12 protein-coding genes are annotated in these 16,876 nt (G+C 41.8%); 8 read left to right on the forward strand and 4 right to left on the reverse strand.

Annotated features, from left to right (window positions below):
• Nucleotides 1–8 precede the first annotated feature (8 nt).
• The 3 genes from ligA to QR42_RS03365 all read left to right on the forward strand — a co-directional run bounded on the left by ligA (nucleotide 9) and on the right by QR42_RS03365 (nucleotide 4,363).
• Entirely contained in the window at nucleotides 9–2,015 is a 2,007-nt protein-coding gene (ligA, locus tag QR42_RS03355; RefSeq protein ID WP_039176982.1) for an NAD-dependent DNA ligase LigA, read from the forward strand.
• Nucleotides 2,016–2,030: 15 nt separating this feature from the next.
• A complete protein-coding gene (locus QR42_RS03360) occupies nucleotides 2,031–3,227 on the forward strand; it encodes a CamS family sex pheromone protein (protein WP_039176984.1) in 1,197 nt (398 codons plus the stop codon).
• Between the two features lie 128 nt (nucleotides 3,228–3,355).
• Nucleotides 3,356–4,363 (forward strand): phosphotransferase enzyme family protein, encoded by a 1,008-nt coding sequence (locus tag QR42_RS03365; protein WP_039176988.1) that lies wholly within the window; start codon nucleotides 3,356–3,358, stop codon nucleotides 4,361–4,363.
• A 44-nt stretch (nucleotides 4,364–4,407) separates the two neighbouring features.
• Here the strand turns inward: QR42_RS03365 and QR42_RS03370 are convergent, their stop codons facing one another.
• Nucleotides 4,408–5,100: an MgtC/SapB family protein gene (locus QR42_RS03370; RefSeq protein WP_024424547.1), complete on the reverse strand. Its 693-nt coding sequence runs from the start codon at nucleotides 5,098–5,100 to the stop codon at nucleotides 4,408–4,410.
• Nucleotides 5,101–5,267: 167 nt separating this feature from the next.
• On the reverse strand, nucleotides 5,268–6,749 hold the full coding sequence (gene putP, locus QR42_RS03375) for a sodium/proline symporter PutP (protein WP_039176990.1): 1,482 nt from the start codon (nucleotides 6,747–6,749) through the stop codon (nucleotides 5,268–5,270).
• Nucleotides 6,750–7,172: 423 nt separating this feature from the next.
• Between putP and gatC the strand changes: the two genes are divergently transcribed.
• The 3 genes from gatC to gatB are packed head-to-tail and all read left to right on the forward strand — an operon-like array spanning nucleotide 7,173 to nucleotide 10,379.
• Nucleotides 7,173–7,463 carry an Asp-tRNA(Asn)/Glu-tRNA(Gln) amidotransferase subunit GatC gene (gene gatC / locus QR42_RS03380; protein ID WP_024424549.1) on the forward strand — a complete coding sequence of 97 codons (291 nt, stop codon included), beginning with the start codon at nucleotides 7,173–7,175 and terminating at the stop codon, nucleotides 7,461–7,463.
• Between the two features lie 14 nt (nucleotides 7,464–7,477).
• Nucleotides 7,478–8,935 (forward strand): Asp-tRNA(Asn)/Glu-tRNA(Gln) amidotransferase subunit GatA, encoded by a 1,458-nt coding sequence (gatA, locus tag QR42_RS03385; protein WP_039176993.1) that lies wholly within the window; start codon nucleotides 7,478–7,480, stop codon nucleotides 8,933–8,935.
• Between the two features lie 13 nt (nucleotides 8,936–8,948).
• Nucleotides 8,949–10,379 carry an Asp-tRNA(Asn)/Glu-tRNA(Gln) amidotransferase subunit GatB gene (gatB, locus tag QR42_RS03390; protein ID WP_024424551.1) on the forward strand — a complete coding sequence of 477 codons (1,431 nt, stop codon included), beginning with the start codon at nucleotides 8,949–8,951 and terminating at the stop codon, nucleotides 10,377–10,379.
• A gap of 180 nt (nucleotides 10,380–10,559) precedes the next feature.
• Here gatB and QR42_RS03395 read toward each other — a convergent pair whose 3' ends face one another.
• Entirely contained in the window at nucleotides 10,560–11,405 is an 846-nt protein-coding gene (locus QR42_RS03395; RefSeq protein WP_039176996.1) for a TetR/AcrR family transcriptional regulator, read from the reverse strand.
• A gap of 131 nt (nucleotides 11,406–11,536) precedes the next feature.
• On the opposite strand from QR42_RS03395, the gene QR42_RS03400 reads away from it, so the two are divergent.
• A complete protein-coding gene (locus QR42_RS03400; RefSeq protein WP_039176999.1) occupies nucleotides 11,537–14,746 on the forward strand; it encodes an efflux RND transporter permease subunit in 3,210 nt (1,069 codons plus the stop codon).
• Nucleotides 14,747–14,777: 31 nt separating this feature from the next.
• Here the strand turns inward: QR42_RS03400 and QR42_RS03405 are convergent, their stop codons facing one another.
• The gene (locus QR42_RS03405) at nucleotides 14,778–15,737 is read right to left on the reverse strand and encodes a nucleoside hydrolase (RefSeq protein ID WP_039177002.1); all 960 of its coding nucleotides are present in this window, start codon (nucleotides 15,735–15,737) and stop codon (nucleotides 14,778–14,780) included.
• Between the two features lie 181 nt (nucleotides 15,738–15,918).
• Here QR42_RS03405 and QR42_RS03410 point away from each other — a divergent pair, with 181 nt between their 5' ends.
• On the forward strand, nucleotides 15,919–16,827 hold the full coding sequence (locus QR42_RS03410) for a diacylglycerol kinase (protein ID WP_039177003.1): 909 nt from the start codon (nucleotides 15,919–15,921) through the stop codon (nucleotides 16,825–16,827).
• Nucleotides 16,828–16,876 lie beyond the last annotated feature (49 nt).

Consider the following 16,876-nt stretch of genomic DNA (forward strand, 5'->3'; position numbering starts at 1 on the left):
AGAAGCAGATGGATAAAGAAGCAGCGAAACGCCGGATCGAGGAACTGCACCAGATTTTGAATCAATACAACTACGAATATCATACACTTGATCGTCCAAGTGTTCCTGACGCTGAGTATGATGCGCGGATGCGTGAGCTGATCTCTTTGGAGGAAGAGCACCCTGACTTAAAAGCAGCAGATTCTCCATCACAAAGAGTAGGCGGCGCTGTTTTAGACGCCTTTCAAAAAGTGCGTCACGGCACACCAATGCTCAGCCTTGGGAATGCGTTTAATGAACAGGACCTTCTTGATTTTGACCGCCGGGTTCGTCAAGCAGTCGGTGACGATATCGCATACAATGTCGAGCTGAAAATTGATGGACTCGCTGTTTCTCTCCGTTATGAAAATGGCGTGTTTGTCCGAGGAGCGACGCGCGGCGATGGAACAACGGGTGAGGATATTACTGAAAATCTCAAAACAATTCGTTCCATCCCGCTTAAAATCAAACGCCCTCTGTCGATTGAAGTGAGAGGCGAGGCATTTATGCCAAAACCTTCTTTTGAAGCATTAAATGAAAAAAGAATACAAAACGAAGAAGAGCCGTTTGCAAACCCGCGTAATGCGGCTGCAGGTTCACTTCGTCAGCTTGATACGAAAATTGCAGCGAAACGAAACCTTGATATATTCGTCTACAGTATAGCGGAGCTTGATGAAATTGGTGTTGAAACGCAAAGCGCAGGACTTGATTTTCTCGACGAACTTGGTTTTAAAACAAACAAAGAAAGACGGATGTGCCAAACGATCGAAGAAGTCATCGACCTCATTGAAACATTAAAAATAAAGCGTGCCGATTTTTCATATGAAATCGATGGAATCGTCATTAAAGTCGATTCACTCGCTCAGCAGGAAGAACTCGGCTTCACAGCAAAAAGCCCGCGCTGGGCGGTTGCGTACAAGTTTCCGGCTGAAGAGGTCGTAACGAAGCTGCTTGATATTGAACTAAGTGTCGGACGTACAGGCGTGATTACACCAACAGCGATTCTTGAGCCTGTCAAAGTCGCAGGGACAACAGTTCAGCGTGCATCTCTTCATAATGAAGATTTGATCAAAGAAAAGGATATTCGCTTGTTCGATCAAGTGATTGTGAAAAAAGCCGGGGATATTATTCCTGAAGTCGCAGGTGTCCTTGTTGATCAGCGTACAGGCGAAGAAAAACCGTTTCACATGCCAACTGAATGTCCAGAGTGTCATAGTGAGCTGGTGCGAATCGAAGGCGAAGTGGCATTGCGATGCATCAATCCAGAATGTCCTGCCCAAATACGTGAGGGACTCATTCACTTCGTTTCCCGTAATGCAATGAATATTGATGGACTTGGCGAGCGGGTCATTACACAGCTCTTCAAGGAACAGCTCGTTTCTCGTGTGTCCGACCTTTATCGATTAACGAAAGAAGAGCTCATTCAGCTTGAACGAATGGGCGAAAAATCTGTCGACAATTTACTGCGTTCAATTGAACAATCGAAAGAAAACTCTCTTGAGCGTTTACTATTTGGACTCGGTATTCGATTTATTGGTTCAAAAGCGGCAAAGACCTTGGCGATGCATTTCGAAAACATCGATCAATTAAAGCAAGCGACGAAAGAACAATTACTTGAAGTCGACGAAATCGGTGAAAAAATGGCTGATGCCGTCGTCACGTACTTTGAGAAAGAAGAAATACTCGATCTGCTGAACGAACTAAAAGAGCTCGGAGTCAATATGACCTACACAGGGCCAAAGCCGGTAAAAGCAGAAGAAAGTGATTCCTACTTTGCAGGAAAAACCATTGTGCTGACAGGAAAATTAGAAGAAATGGCTCGAAACGATGCAAAAGCAGCGATCGAAGCATTAGGCGGAAAACTGGCAGGCAGTGTGAGTAAAAAAACAGATCTAGTCATTGCCGGAGAAGCAGCGGGAAGTAAGCTGACAAAGGCAGAAGAACTCAATATTGAAATTTGGGACGAAGCTAAAATGCTCGAGGAGCTAAAGAAATAAGAGGAGTGTTTTCTATTGAAAAAGTTGTTATTGCTGCTGACAATGCTCACACTGGTATTGTCAGCGTGTGCACCTTTTGGGGGAAAGGAAGAGGAAGAGGTCACACAAAAAACGGATGAAACGAAGGAAACAAAGGAAACAGCCATCATCCCGATGTACAATATCTCAGACTCCTATTACAAAATGGTGCTGCCGTTTAAACAAGGAGCTGCTAGAGGTCTAACAGCGGAGCGTCTCAATACACGCTTGGACATTGATGAATTTGAAACAGGACTCATGCGCCTTGCAACAGAGTCATTTAATACAAACGACTATCTTTTCCAAGAAGGACAGCATTTAGATGAGGACACCGTTCTCAGCTGGCTGGCGCGCAAAAAAACAGGCAGTGATCTGAAAAAGGCAGAAAAAGAAGATAAAGACTTTAAGAATCTGGGCTTAAATCCTGCTCTTCCAAACTCAGGTTCAACAAAGTCTAAAAATGAAAATAGTCCAATTTACTTAGCTTCAATGCTAGAGCATAATTACTTAATCCGAAAAGATAAAAACAGCTTACAGCTTGGCGGAGTTGTCATTGGTCTTGCGCTGAACTCGGTTTATTATTACCGTGAAAAGATCGGTGATCCTCAGCAAGAGGTGACCATCGATTCATCGAAAAATTCAAAGAAACTTTTGGCAGAGGGTGAAAAAATCGCTGAACAAGTGATCAAGCGAATTCGTCAAATGGACGGACTGCAAAAAGTGCCTGTCATGATTGCCCTTTATAAGCAAGCACCAAAATCATCTATCGTTCCAGGTAACTTTATCGCCAAAACAGATGTGAAAGCAGGCTCCGCTGATATCGGAAATTGGGATACGATCAAAGAGGAGAATGTATTCTTCCCTTCAGATAGTGCGAAAAGCAGCTACAAAGATGATTCAGAGCGATTTGACCGCTTCAAGACAAAGGTAGAAGATTACTTCCCGAATTACACTGGTGTTGTTGGAAAAGGCTTTTACAAAAACGGCAACCTGCAAAAAATGAAAATCGAAATTCCAATGCAGTTCTATGGAAAAACGGAAGTCGTAGCCTTCACACAATATTTAACCGGTGAAGTCATGGATTACTACAAGAGTACCAATATTGAAATCAACATCACATCTTCTGATCAACAAGAAGCCCTGATCACGAAAAATGCTGAGGACAAAGAACCGACTGTTCATATATATGACTAAATAAGAGGGATTTCCAAACTCTTGTCAAAATATTAGTAGAAACCAAGAAGAAAGGCAGGTATGTTGATGCTCGTATAATGCTGATTACCGTCAAGAACATTTAAAAAGACGATAAAAGGAGAATCAGCATGCATAAAGAAGTAAAAGCACGATACGATGAACAGAAAGTCTTAAAGAAAGCGGCTCACTTGTATGACTTTCAGCTTGACCAAGTGACATTTCTAGCCGATGCAGAAAATTATGTGTATGAATATAAGGCAATGAATGGGGAGAATTATATATTAAAAATCACCCATACCATTCGTCGCTCACCCACATATATTTTAGGAGAAATGGACTGGCTTCGATTCCTGTCTCATCATGGTATTTCCGTAGCAAAGCCGATTTCATCAGCAAGAGGAAAAGACGTTGAAACCATTCCTGATCAAGCCGGAGGCGCATTTTTACTCCGTGTATATGAAAAAGCACCGGGGAGAAAAGTGAATGAAGGAGATTGGAATGGGAAGCTGTTTGAAGCGTTAGGGTCCTATACAGGACGAATGCATCAAATAACAAAACAATATCAAGTAAAAGATCCTCTCTATAAGCGTCAAGAGTGGTATGAAGAGGAGCAATTAAAGCTTGATCAATATATTCCATCTGATCAAACGGTTGTGCTTCGAAGAAAAGATGAATTGATGCAAAAGCTTCACCAGCTCCGAATTTCGAAGGATGTGTATGGGCTGGTGCATGCCGATTTGCATCACGGGAACTTTCATTATCATCAAGAAGAGATTATCGCATTTGATTTTGATGATATTGGATACCACTGGTTTATCAATGATATTAGTATTTTGCTATACAATGTTCTTTGGTATCCAGTGATTCCATATGATGATAAAGCTGAATTTACGGCAGAATTTATGAGTCATTTTCTAAAAGGCTATCGACAGGAGAATGAGTTTGATGACGCGTGGCTGGCAACAATCCCTGATTTTCTCATGCTGCGTCATATGCTTATTTATGGGCTTTTACATCAAGCATTTGATCTCCAAACATTGACTTCTGACGAAAAAGCCATGCTGTCATGTTTTCGAAAGGAAATTGAGCAAAAAACACCCATTACTCCTTTTGACTTTCAACAGCTGGCACGATAAAAAAAACCCCTTGCTGTGTTAAACAGCAAGGGGTTTTTTTATAACTACACCGTATCACACTTCACGCCAACGACGCCTTCTAGATCTTTAATATCAAAGTACACATCGGTTGTATAGCGGTCTTTATGCACACGTACGCGTACTTCCATGATCGGATAGTCTTTTTCTTTTAAATCATCAATTCGTACAGAATGAATGCGAATATTGAGGGCTTTCATTTCTTTTAAAATATCGGTCATACGGTTTCGATCAGAAAGAGACATTCTGATGCGGATTTCTTTTTCCTGCAGGCGAATCGGTCCGATCCGCTGGAAGAGCCATGGCAGGAATTCGACACTAATCAGAATAAAGAAAAGACTGAGGAAGGCTTCTTTATAAAATCCTGCACCGGTTGCAACCCCAAGTCCTGCTGCTCCCCAGATCATCGCAGAAGTCGTGAGACCTGAGATGACATCATTGCTTTTTCGAAGAATCACACCTGCTCCAATAAAACCAACACCAGATATAATTTGCGCCGGTAACCTGAGTGGGTCCATTTGAAGCTTAGAGACTCGAGGGAAATTGTAGGCTGCATCAATGCTGATGATGGTTAAGACGCAGGAGCTGACAGCAATGACAATACACGTTTTTAAGCCGAGGGGCTTTTTCTTCAGCTCTCGTTCAAGCCCGATAATCAGCCCGATTAAAGTGGCCACGGCTAATTTTAAGACTGTATCCCATTCAATTGTCCAAAACATGCGTATCGCTCCTTTCACTTCATGTACGTTTCACAACATGTATATGATCTTCTCACAGCCCATATGGCTGCACAACTCTTATTTTATTCAGTTTCTGAAGAAAGAAAAGCTTTTTATTTTATTTAAAAAGAGAGTCATCCGCATAGGGCAGATGACTCTTCAATTCTTTATTTTGTTTCTTCCTCAAGATGATCTTCCATTTTGTTAAATAGCTGTTTTGATGCTTTTGACGGCTTACTTGTCAATAAGCTCACAATAATGGCAGCTAAACCACTTAGCGTAAAGCCTGGAATCATTTCATAAATACCTGTGACATGGTTGAGACCTGTCGTAATCCATGTCAGAACCACAACTGCCCCAACGATCATCCCAACTAGGGCACCATGATGATTCATTCGTTTCCAGTATAGGCAAAGCAAGATGACTGGACCGAATGAAGAACCAAATCCTGCCCATGCATAACCGACAAGATCAAGAATGGTGTCACTTGGGTTAAGTGAAAGGCATAAGGCAATCACAGCGACAACGAGTACAGACATCCGGCCAATCATGACAAGCTCTTTGTCTGAAGCTGTTTTTCTAAAGAACGTTCTGTATAAATCCTCTGTCATTGCACTTGCTGTGACAAGCAGCTGAGACGAAATTGAACTCATAATCGCAGCTAAAATCGCAGAAAGTAAAAATCCAGTGATATATGGATGGAACAATACTTTAGAAAAGACGATAAAGATGGTTTCAGGGTCAGCAAGGTTCATGCCCGTTTCATGAACATAGGCAACACCCACTAAACCGACAGACAGTGATCCAATCACTGAAATAATCATCCAGCTCATTCCGATTCGGCGTGCTGGTTTTAAATCTTTAACAGACGTAATGGCCATAAAGCGCACGATAATATGCGGCTGTCCAAAGTAACCTAGTCCCCAAGCGAGGAAGGAAATAATGCCAATGACGCTCGTTCCTCTAAAAATATCTAGCAATTTAGGGTCAATCTGTTGAATATCTTGGAATGTAGCAACAGGTCCGCCTAATTGTGTAAAGGCAACGATCGGCACGAGCACTAATGCTAAAAACATGATAGCTCCTTGGACAAAGTCCGTTAAGCTCACTGCCAGAAATCCGCCGAACAATGTATACAAAATGACAATACTTGATGTTAAGATCAGTCCAAACATGTAGTGAGCACCGAATGCTGACTCAAATAAACGTCCGCCTGATACCATCCCAGACGATGTATACAGCGTAAAGAAAATTAAAATGATGACGGCTGAAACAGCTTTTAATAAAGAAGATGATCCTTTGAATCGTTTATCAAAGAAATCAGGAATCGTAATCGCATCATCCGCAATTTCTGTATAAGAACGTAAACGAGGTGCAAGAATGAGGTAGTTCAAGTAAGCACCAACGATTAAACCAATTGCAAGCCAGGCTGTCGATAAACCTGTTTTATACATTTCACCTGGCACACCCATCAGCATCCATCCGCTCATATCCGCAGCACCTGCTGAAAGGGCTGTAACGAATGGACCAAGCCCGCGTCCACCAAGCATATAATCATTTAAATCATGTGTTTTCCTGAATGCATACCAGCCAATGGCAAGCATCCCGATAAAATAAATAGATAAGGAAATTGTAACTTCAATACTCATTTTGTGTTCTCACCTTTTTCGTATTAATTTGACATCACCTCAATCAAAATATACAGAAGTGCGATGGCAGCTTTTTTGTTTGACTGTCCCGCTCACTGCTATGGTTACTTAACCTAACAGAGTATTCCCAAGTGATCAACCTGCCTAAACCTCTTCATTTTGAAGAAAAAATGTACCGATCGATGATAAGAATCAATATGTAAGCGATTACAAAAATAATCAAAAGTAAAAATTTTCTGAAAAATAAAAAGTCACCTGATGAATATTTCTTTTATCGATTTGATCATAAAGACGTTTCAAGAGAACGGACCTTTTACCGCACCTGCGTAAAGTTGCTTTAGAACAGTAAAATTTGATATGATAAAGTGTATATGACTTATGATCATGACCACGATCACGCATCATTTTTGGAGGTGAACCTGCATGTCAAGAATTTCAATAGAAGAAGTCAAGCACGTTGCGCATTTAGCAAGGCTTGCGATTACAGAAGAAGAAGCTGAGATGTTTACAGAACAGCTTGATAGCATCATTTCATTTGCAGAGCAGTTAAACGAGGTAGATACGGAAAACGTTGAACCTACTACACACGTATTAAAAATGAAAAACGTCATGAGAGAAGATGTTCCGAATAAAGGTCTTTCCATTGAGGCAGTCGTCAAAAACGCGCCTGATCATAAAGACGGCTATATTCGTGTGCCATCAATTTTGGACTAAAGGAGGCCCGAGACATGTCACTGTTTGATCACAAAATTTCTGAATTAAAACAGCTTTTACATAAAAAGGAACTGTCTGTTTCTGATTTAGTGGACGAGTCTTATAAACGAATCAATGAAGTAGACGGGAAAGTACAAGCATTCCTTGCACTGGACGAAGAAAAAGCTCGTGCGTATGCAAAGGAATTGGACGAGGCAGTTGGTGAAAAGGACGAGCTTGGCCTATTGTTCGGTATGCCGATCGGTGTGAAAGATAACATTGTTACAAAGGATCTGCGTACAACAGCTTCAAGTAAAATCCTGCAAAACTTTGATCCAATTTATGATGCAACCGTTGTGAACCGCTTAAGAGACGCAGAAGCAGTCACAATCGGTAAATTAAATATGGACGAATTCGCAATGGGATCTTCTACGGAGAACTCAGGCTTCAAAGCGACGAAAAACCCGTGGAATTTAAACACCGTTCCAGGCGGATCAAGTGGTGGATCAGCAGCTTCTGTTGCAGCAGGTGAAGTACCGTTCTCACTTGGATCAGATACAGGCGGTTCTATTCGTCAGCCGGCATCTTTCTGCGGAGTTGTAGGTCTTAAACCGACATATGGACGTGTATCCAGATACGGATTAATTGCATTTGCTTCATCATTAGACCAAATTGGTCCGATTACACGCAATGTAGAGGACAACGCTTATGTTCTTCAAGCGATTTCTGGTGTCGATCAAATGGACGCAACAAGTGCAAATGTCGATGTCCCAGATTTTCTTTCTTCATTAACTGGCGACATCAAAGGTCTGAAAATCGCTGTGCCGAAAGAATATCTTGGCGAAGGCGTTGGCGAGGAAGCAAAAGAGTCTGTTCTTCAAGCGTTAAAAGTATTAGAAGGACTTGGTGCTTCGTGGGAAGAAGTGTCTCTACCGCATTCTAAATATGCGCTTGCGACTTACTACTTACTATCTTCTTCAGAAGCATCTGCAAACCTTGCACGTTTTGACGGTATACGCTATGGCTACCGTACAGATAATGCAGACAACCTGATTGATTTATACAAAAATACTCGTTCTGAAGGCTTCGGAGACGAAGTGAAGCGCCGTATCATGCTTGGTACATTCGCGCTAAGCTCAGGATATTACGATGCGTACTATAAAAAAGCGCAAAAAGTCCGTACATTGATCAAAAAAGACTTTGAAGAAGTTTTCGAAAAGTATGATGTCATTGTAGGACCGACAACGCCAACTCCTGCATTTAACATTGGTGAAAAGACAAGCGATCCATTGACTATGTACGCAAACGATATTTTAACGATCCCTGTTAACCTTGCAGGCGTTCCAGGAATCAGTGTGCCTTGTGGATTTGCAAATGGCCTTCCGTTAGGACTGCAAATCATCGGCAAGCACTTTGACGAAGGAACAGTGTACCGCGTGGCTCACGCTTTTGAGCAAGCAACAGATCATCATAAAGCAAAACCTGAACTGTAAGGGGTGAATCAGAATGAACTTTGAAACGGTAATTGGACTTGAAGTCCACGTAGAGCTAAAAACACAATCGAAAATTTTCTCAAGCTCGCCGACACCTTTTGGTGCAGCTGCCAACACGCAAACAAGTGTCATCGACCTTGGATATCCTGGCGTACTGCCTGTACTGAACAAAGAAGCGGTGAACTTTGCGATGAAAGCGGCTATGGCGCTGAACTGTGAAATCGCAACGGATACAAAATTTGACCGTAAAAACTACTTCTATCCTGATAACCCAAAGGCGTATCAAATTTCTCAATTTGATAAACCGATCGGTGAAAACGGCTGGATTGAAATTGAAGTAGAAGGCAAAACAAAACGAATCGGTATTACGCGTCTCCATTTGGAAGAGGATGCAGGGAAACTAACGCACACAGGCGACGGTTACTCACTCGTCGATTTCAACCGTCAAGGAACACCACTTGTTGAAATCGTATCTGAGCCAGACATTCGCACGCCAGAAGAAGCGTATGCTTACTTAGAAAAATTAAAATCCATTATTCAATATACAGGCGTTTCTGACTGTAAGATGGAAGAAGGCTCACTTCGCTGTGATGCCAACATTTCTCTTCGCCCAATCGGCCGTGAAGAGTTTGGTACAAAGACAGAGCTCAAAAACTTGAACTCATTTGCTTTCGTACAAAAAGGTCTTGAATTCGAAGAGAAGCGTCAAGAGCAAGTATTGCTTTCTGGCGGCTTGATCGAGCAGGAAACACGCCGTTATGACGAAGCGTCTAAAAAGACAATTCTTATGCGCGTTAAAGAAGGCTCTGATGATTACCGTTACTTCCCAGAACCGGATTTGGTGGAGCTGTACATTGATGATGAGTGGAAAGAACGCGTAAGAGCATCCATCCCAGAGCTTCCAGACGAGCGCCGCAAACGCTACATCGATGAGCTTGGCCTTCCTGCATACGATGCAATGGTACTCACGCTGACGAAAGAAATGTCTGATTTCTTTGAAGCGACCATTTCAGAAGGTGCAGAGGCGAAGCAAGCATCGAACTGGCTCATGGGTGAAGTATCTGCTTACTTAAACTCTGCTCAAAAAGAGCTGGACGATACAAAGCTAACGCCGCAAGGGCTGGCTGGTATGATCAAGCTTATTGAAAAAGGAACGATTTCCTCTAAGATTGCGAAAAAGGTATTCAAAGAGCTCATCGAAAATGGGGGAGATGCAGAAACAATCGTCAAAGAAAAAGGACTTGTCCAAATTTCTGACGAAGGTGCACTGCTCAAACTTGTCACAGAAGCACTTGATAACAACCCGCAATCCATTGAAGACTTTAAAAATGGTAAAGACCGCGCGATTGGTTTCTTAGTCGGACAAATCATGAAAGCATCGAAGGGCCAAGCGAACCCACCGATGGTGAACAAGATTCTCCTTGAAGAAATCAAAAAACGCTAAATAGCAAAAAACCGCCTGATGAAAAAGGCGGTTTTTTTTGATTGAAATGACAGGGTCTTACTATAGATTCGGACCACAGCCGTATATCAATTTAGAGATACTTTTCTTATAATGAAGCATAAGCGAAAGTGCACATTCGAAGGGGGAAAGGTGAGCTAAATCAAAAAACAGCACGTTATGTTACTGAAGAAACAGCCTCAATTGTTCCACTGCTCTTAGAACAGCAGGGTCCTCACACTTTTCTAAATTCGTCAGCATTCCTTGGATGACTGGCTTACGAGGTTCAGCTTTTGCCAGCTCTTCTTCAATCACTTCAATGGATACAACGGTATCATCAGAAAGCAGATGCTCCAGCTTTAACAAACGAAGCTCCTCTTGAAGGGAAGCAGCACTAGGCGCTTCATCGTCCCAAATGGTTTGCTTCAAAATCGGCTTCGTCTGAGAGCGAAGCAATCCTTGAACCAGATCATCAAACCGTTCGAGTATAAAGGATGAGAGCTCATCAAATGATAATTGCATTTGATCCTGTAAAAGCAGAACCTGCACATACGATTGGATAATTCCTTGAATCATGACTGACAGGTCAGTTATATATGGTTCGATCTCCTGTCCATAAGTGGTCAAGATGGAAATTTGAATTTCATCATTCATTTGCTTTTTCACAGTTTTTGAATACTTTTTAATTTGCTGGTTTTCCGGAATAATGTTCTCGCTGAGGATCAGAATGATAAAATCTTTGTTCTCAGCAAAATGCTGAAACTGTTCAGCAATTTGTTTCTGAAAGATCTCTCTCGGCGCGAGATGCTGATTCTCTTTTCGAATCGTTTCGATAGTTTGCATCGAAGTGTCGATATAATATTCAAACGCTCGGTTGAAAAGCTGTTCTTTTGATTTGAAATGTAAATAAAATGCGCCTTTTGATATTCCGCATTCATCTGCAATTTCCTGAATGGTCGTAGAAGAAAAACCCTTTTTCGCAAACAATTGGATGCTTGCTTTAATGATTTTTTCTTTTTTTTCGTTCATGAAATAAGGCCCCTTCAGCTTTAGAATGTTACGTCAAACGCAAGTGAAATGGTTGACGGCATTGTATATCACCGTTTATTATGATATAGAATGACCAGTCAGTCAATACATAAAGGAAAATGGAGGATATAATGAATTCGATCATCAATTTTGTATTAAAGAATAAGTTCGCTGTATGGCTCATGACGATTATCGTAACAGTTGCTGGTCTATATGCCGGATTGAATATGAAACAAGAATCAATCCCGAATATCAACACTCCAGTCATTACGGTTTCTACAACGTACCCTGGCGCAACGCCGGACGAAGTATCAGATAAGGTGACAGATCCAATTGAAAAGTCGATTCAAAACCTCAATGGGGTCAGCGTGGTCACTTCTAATTCTTTTGAAAATGCATCATCCATTCAAATCGAGTACGATTACAGCAAAGACATGGATGAAGCAAAAAAGGAAATTGAAGATGCGATTAGCAATATTGATTTCCCTGAAAATGCAGAAAAACCTAAAATCGCACGCTTTAGTATTAATGCGATTCCAATCCTAGCTCTTAGTGTCTCAGGTGATAAAGAATCATTACAAGACCTTACACAAAAAGTAGAAAATGACCTCGTTCCTTCACTTCAAGGGTTAGACGGCGTCTCTTCTGTGGAAGCTTCAGGACAGCAAATCAAAGAAGTAGAATTTTCGTTTAAAGAAAAGAAACTAAAGGAATACGGTTTAGATGAAGAAACCGTCCAAAACATGATCAAAGGCTCTGATGTGAATGTACCATTAGGTCTATACACATTTGGCAACAAACAAAAATCAGTTGTCGTGGACGGCAATATTTTAAGCGTCAAAGATTTGAAAAACATGCGAATCCCTGTTACACCAAGTGCAGGCGGCGGTGCGGGAAGCGCTGGAGCGGGAGCACCATCTAGCAGCGCAGGTGCGCAAGGTGCCGAGCAGCAGGCGGGAAGTGCAAGTCAGCAGCAAGCAGCAGCACAGCAGCAAACAGGTGCAGCAAGCAGTCAATCTGTAGAGCTGCCAACGATCAAGCTGTCTGAGATTGCAGATATTAAAGTCGTAAAAGAGGCAGAATCGATCTCTAGAACGAATGGGAAAGACAGTATCGGTCTGCAAATTGTCAAAGGCTCTGATGCCAACACAGTGAGTGTTGCAGAAGAAGTGACAAAAGAGCTTGAGAAATTCAAAAAAGACAACAAAGGAATCAAAGTAAGCACCACATATGATCAAGCAGAGCCGATTAAAGAGTCTGTCAGCACAATGCTGAACAAGGCGATCATCGGAGCAATCTTTGCGATCATTATCATTCTCTTGTTCCTGCGAGATATCAAATCAACATTAATCTCGGTCATCTCCATTCCGTTATCTCTGTTGATTGCTGTTTTACTATTAAATCAGCTAGATATCACGTTAAATATCATGACACTTGGTGCCATGACCGTCGCCATCGGGCGTGTTGTCGATGACTCGATAGTGGTCATAGAAAATATCTATCGACGAATGGCGTTAAAGGATGAACCGTTAAAAGGCAAGGCACTCGTCAGAGAAGCCACCAAAGAAATGTTTATCCCAATCATGTCTTCAACGATTGTGACAATTGCGGTATTCTTACCGTTAGCATTAGTAGGTGGAATGATTGGTGAACTATTCATCCCATTTGCCTTAACGATTGTGTTTGCGTTACTTGCTTCACTGCTTGTCGCCATTACAATTGTTCCAATGATGGCACACACTCTATTTAAAAAGAACCTGTACGGCACAGCGAAAAAGGTAAAAGAACATAAACCAAGTAAGCTTGCTGGCGGTTATAGACGTGTACTTAATTGGACACTCAACCATAAATGGATCACATCAGGAATTGCCATTCTTATGCTTGTCGGAAGCTTATTCTTAGCACCATTTGTCGGTGTCAGCTTCTTACCACAGGAAGCAGAGAAAACGGCGATGGTGACATATACACCTGAACCTGGACAAACGAGAGAGCAAGCAATTGATGAAACGAAAAAAGCTGAAGAATATTTGATGAAACGTGACCATGTCAATACAGTTCAGTATTCTCTTGGCTCTTCAAATGCCATGACAGCAAGTGTTGGGGGTAACTCTAACGGTGCATTATTCTTCGTACAATATGACGAGGACACACCGAATTTTGATAAAGAAAAAGACCGTGTAGTCAAAGCCCTGCAAGACAAAGCGTCCAAAGGGGAATGGAAATCACAAGACTTCTCATCTGCTGGCGCCAGCAATACTGTGACGTACTATGTGTACGGGGACAAAGCAAGTGATATTGAAGGCACAGTAAAAGATGTTGAGAACATCTTAAAAGATGAGAAAAACCTGAAAAATGTCAGCACAAGCTTATCTGAGAAATACGACGAATATACGTTTAATGCAGATCAAGAAAAACTGGCGAAACTAGGTCTAACTGCTTCACAAATCGCTCAAGCGATTGCACCTCAAAATAGTGAAACAACACTGACGAAAGTCACAGAGGACGGCAAAGAACTTGATGTGAAGCTTCAAACGGAAAAAGATGAATATAAGAGCAAAAAAGATTTAGAAAATAAAAAGATCACCACACCAACAGGGCAAGAAGTCCGAATTGGTGATGTCGTCAAAGTAAAAGATGGGACGACAGCAAATACGGTGACAAAACGTGATGGAAAAATCTACGCAGAAGTGTCTGGTGACATGACAACAGACGACGTCTCAAGTGTGACACAAGATGTTCAGAAGAAAGTTGACAAGCTTGATCTGAAATCTGGCGTAACGATTGACACAGGCGGCGTAAGTGCGGATATCCAAGAATCCTTTACACAGCTTGGCCTTGCAATGCTTGCAGCGATTGCCATTGTGTATCTCGTTCTCGTCATCACATTTGGCGGAGGTCTTGCACCATTTGCAATTCTCTTCTCACTTCCATTTACGGTTATTGGCGCTCTCGCTGGATTGTTTATAGCAAAAGAAACCATCAGCTTAAATGCCATGATTGGATTGCTTATGCTGATCGGTATCGTTGTAACAAATGCCATTGTCTTGATTGACCGCGTGATTCATAAAGAACAAGAAGGTCTCTCAACAAGAGAAGCGTTACTTGAAGCAGGTGCAACAAGATTACGTCCAATCTTAATGACGGCACTTGCGACAATTGGTGCACTGCTGCCACTCGCATTAGGATTTGAAGGCGGAAGCCAGATCGTATCAAAAGGACTTGGTGTTACCGTAATTGGCGGTTTAACAAGTTCTACACTTCTCACATTGGTCATCGTTCCAATCGTGTATGAAATGTTAAGCAAGTTTAAACGTAAGAATAAATACGCAGAAGAAGAATAAGAGGAAGCCCCGCTCATTAGCGGGGCTTTTTTTATTTTGAAATCTGGCAAACAGCTTTTCTCATAAGTTCTTCAAATGCGTGGAAAAAGGCATCACGATCGACATGGTCAATCACTTGAATTGATTTTCCATCTGGATGTTCTTCTGTCCGTCCTTGCTTTGGCGTCTCGGTATAAACGATCGCATTCACTTCTTTTGAACGGGTAAATGATAATGATGTAGAAGCAAGTGTAATTGTTGTCAGCACGTCCCATAAGTAATACGTCGAATTGGTTTCATGATGAATGAGCGGCGGACAAAAGGCGTAGCACTGTCCGATAAGATCTATTCCAATATGAGAACGAAGAGAAGCCCAGCGCTGACGTACATCAAGTGTAAGCGGGACTTGATTTGTACTTTCAAGTGCGACCATTTCAATAGGAAACGGTTCCTGAAAGACAGTGCTCACAGCATAAGGATCCCAAAATGCATTCCATTCTGCTGTCCCGTCATGCTCGGGTTCTTCAACATTGCCTTTTTCAAGGAACGTGCCGCCCATCCACACCAATTTCTCAATTTTGTTAGAGATTGAAGGATCTTCTTCTAAAGCGCGTGCAAGATCTGTGAGCGGACCAGTAAAGAGCAGGGTGACAGGTTCTTTTGTCTTCTTAACTGTTTCAATCAGATGAAGGTGTGCTGGCAGCTTGGACACCTTTGTATCAACAGTACCTTTTTCATTTAAAATTGGCAGAGCATCTACATAGAAAGCATGCATACGCCACTCCTTCGGAAATGGATTGACGCCTCTAGAAGTTGAAGCAGCGACTTCAATTTCATAAGGGCTGAATCGATCAATGATTTTTTGAGATGCACTGAGCGCAGGCTCTAAATAACAATCAGCAGGAATCACAGACATTCCGATGACTTTCAGATGTTCCATTTGAAGGAGAAGAAATAAAGAGACGAGGTCATCAACACCGCCGTCATGATTAAAATAGACAGGCTTTTTCATCGCATATCATCCTTTACAGCGTTTTCTTTTATCTTATCAGAATGCTTTCTTACTGAGGGAAATGTGCTTGGAGATTTTACATATTAGGTGGTTGTTTTGTTGCCATTTTCAAATCTCATAGTATAATTAAAGGTTGTTAGTGGTGAAAATAGATTGCATAATGAATATAGGATGATGATGAATGAAACGTGCTCGAATTATATACAATCCGACATCTGGGCGTGAACTCTTCAAGAAGAATTTACCGCAGGTTTTGCAAAAATTTGAACAAGCTGGCTATGAAACTTCTTGTCATGCGACGACATGTGCAGGAGATGCCACGCAAGCAGCAGAAAAGGCCGCACAGAGAGATTTTGATTTAATTGTAGCAGCAGGTGGAGACGGCACGATCAATGAAGTCGTCAACGGACTAGCACCGCTTGAAAAAAGACCAAAACTAGGAATTATTCCAGTTGGAACGACAAATGATTTCGCAAGAGCACTTGGAATTCCACGAGAAGGTGTTTTGAAAGCGACAGATGCCATTATTGAGGGTGTAGCGAAGCCGCTTGATATCGGTAAAGTCAATGGCCATTATTTTATTAATATTGCTGGCGGCGGCCGGTTAACAGAGCTCACCTATGAGGTGCCTAGTAAGCTGAAGACCATGCTTGGACAGCTTGCTTATTATTTAAAAGGTATGGAGATGCTTCCATCTATCCGCCCGACAGAAGTCGAAATTGAATATGACGGCAAATTGTTTCATGGAGAAATCATGCTGTTCCTTGTTTCACTCACAAACTCAGTTGGCGGCTTTGAAAAACTAGCGCCAGATTCCATTTTAGATGATGGAATGTTTGATCTAATTATTTTAAAGAAGGTCAATTTAGCAGAAGCCATTCGAGTAGTCAGCCTTGCTCTCAGAGGCGAGCATATTCATGATAACAATGTCATCTACGCCAAAGCGAATCGCGTAAAGGTAGATGTAAAAGATAAAATGCAATTGAATTTAGATGGTGAATACGGCGGCATGCTGCCAGGTGAATTTGAAAACCTGTATCGCCATATTGAATTTATTGTGCCAAAAGAAACAGCTGAAAAAATAGGGTGAAGACTGAACTTGGTTCCTTATGGCGGCCAAGTTTTTCTTTGCAAATGAG

It is taken from the genome of Bacillus sp. WP8, assembly GCF_000800825.1.
In the GTDB taxonomy this organism is placed as follows: Bacteria; Bacillota; Bacilli; order Bacillales; family Bacillaceae; genus Bacillus; species Bacillus safensis.

What these genes read in the sequence shown, in the direction of transcription:
- ligA (WP_039176982.1), top strand. Translation starts at nt 9, where the DNA reads ATGGATAAAGAAGCAGCGAAACGCCGGATCGAGGAACTGCACCAGATT.
- QR42_RS03365 (WP_039176988.1), top strand. Translation starts at nt 3,356, where the DNA reads ATGCATAAAGAAGTAAAAGCACGATACGATGAACAGAAAGTCTTAAAG.
- QR42_RS03370 (WP_024424547.1), bottom strand. Translation starts at nt 5,100, where the DNA reads ATGTTTTGGACAATTGAATGGGATACAGTCTTAAAATTAGCCGTGGCC.
- putP (WP_039176990.1), bottom strand. Translation starts at nt 6,749, where the DNA reads ATGAGTATTGAAGTTACAATTTCCTTATCTATTTATTTTATCGGGATG.
- gatC (WP_024424549.1), top strand. Translation starts at nt 7,173, where the DNA reads ATGTCAAGAATTTCAATAGAAGAAGTCAAGCACGTTGCGCATTTAGCA.
- gatA (WP_039176993.1), top strand. Translation starts at nt 7,478, where the DNA reads ATGTCACTGTTTGATCACAAAATTTCTGAATTAAAACAGCTTTTACAT.
- gatB (WP_024424551.1), top strand. Translation starts at nt 8,949, where the DNA reads ATGAACTTTGAAACGGTAATTGGACTTGAAGTCCACGTAGAGCTAAAA.
- QR42_RS03395 (WP_039176996.1), bottom strand. Translation starts at nt 11,405, where the DNA reads ATGAACGAAAAAAAAGAAAAAATCATTAAAGCAAGCATCCAATTGTTT.
- QR42_RS03400 (WP_039176999.1), top strand. Translation starts at nt 11,537, where the DNA reads ATGAATTCGATCATCAATTTTGTATTAAAGAATAAGTTCGCTGTATGG.
- QR42_RS03405 (WP_039177002.1), bottom strand. Translation starts at nt 15,737, where the DNA reads ATGAAAAAGCCTGTCTATTTTAATCATGACGGCGGTGTTGATGACCTC.
- QR42_RS03410 (WP_039177003.1), top strand. Translation starts at nt 15,919, where the DNA reads ATGAAACGTGCTCGAATTATATACAATCCGACATCTGGGCGTGAACTC.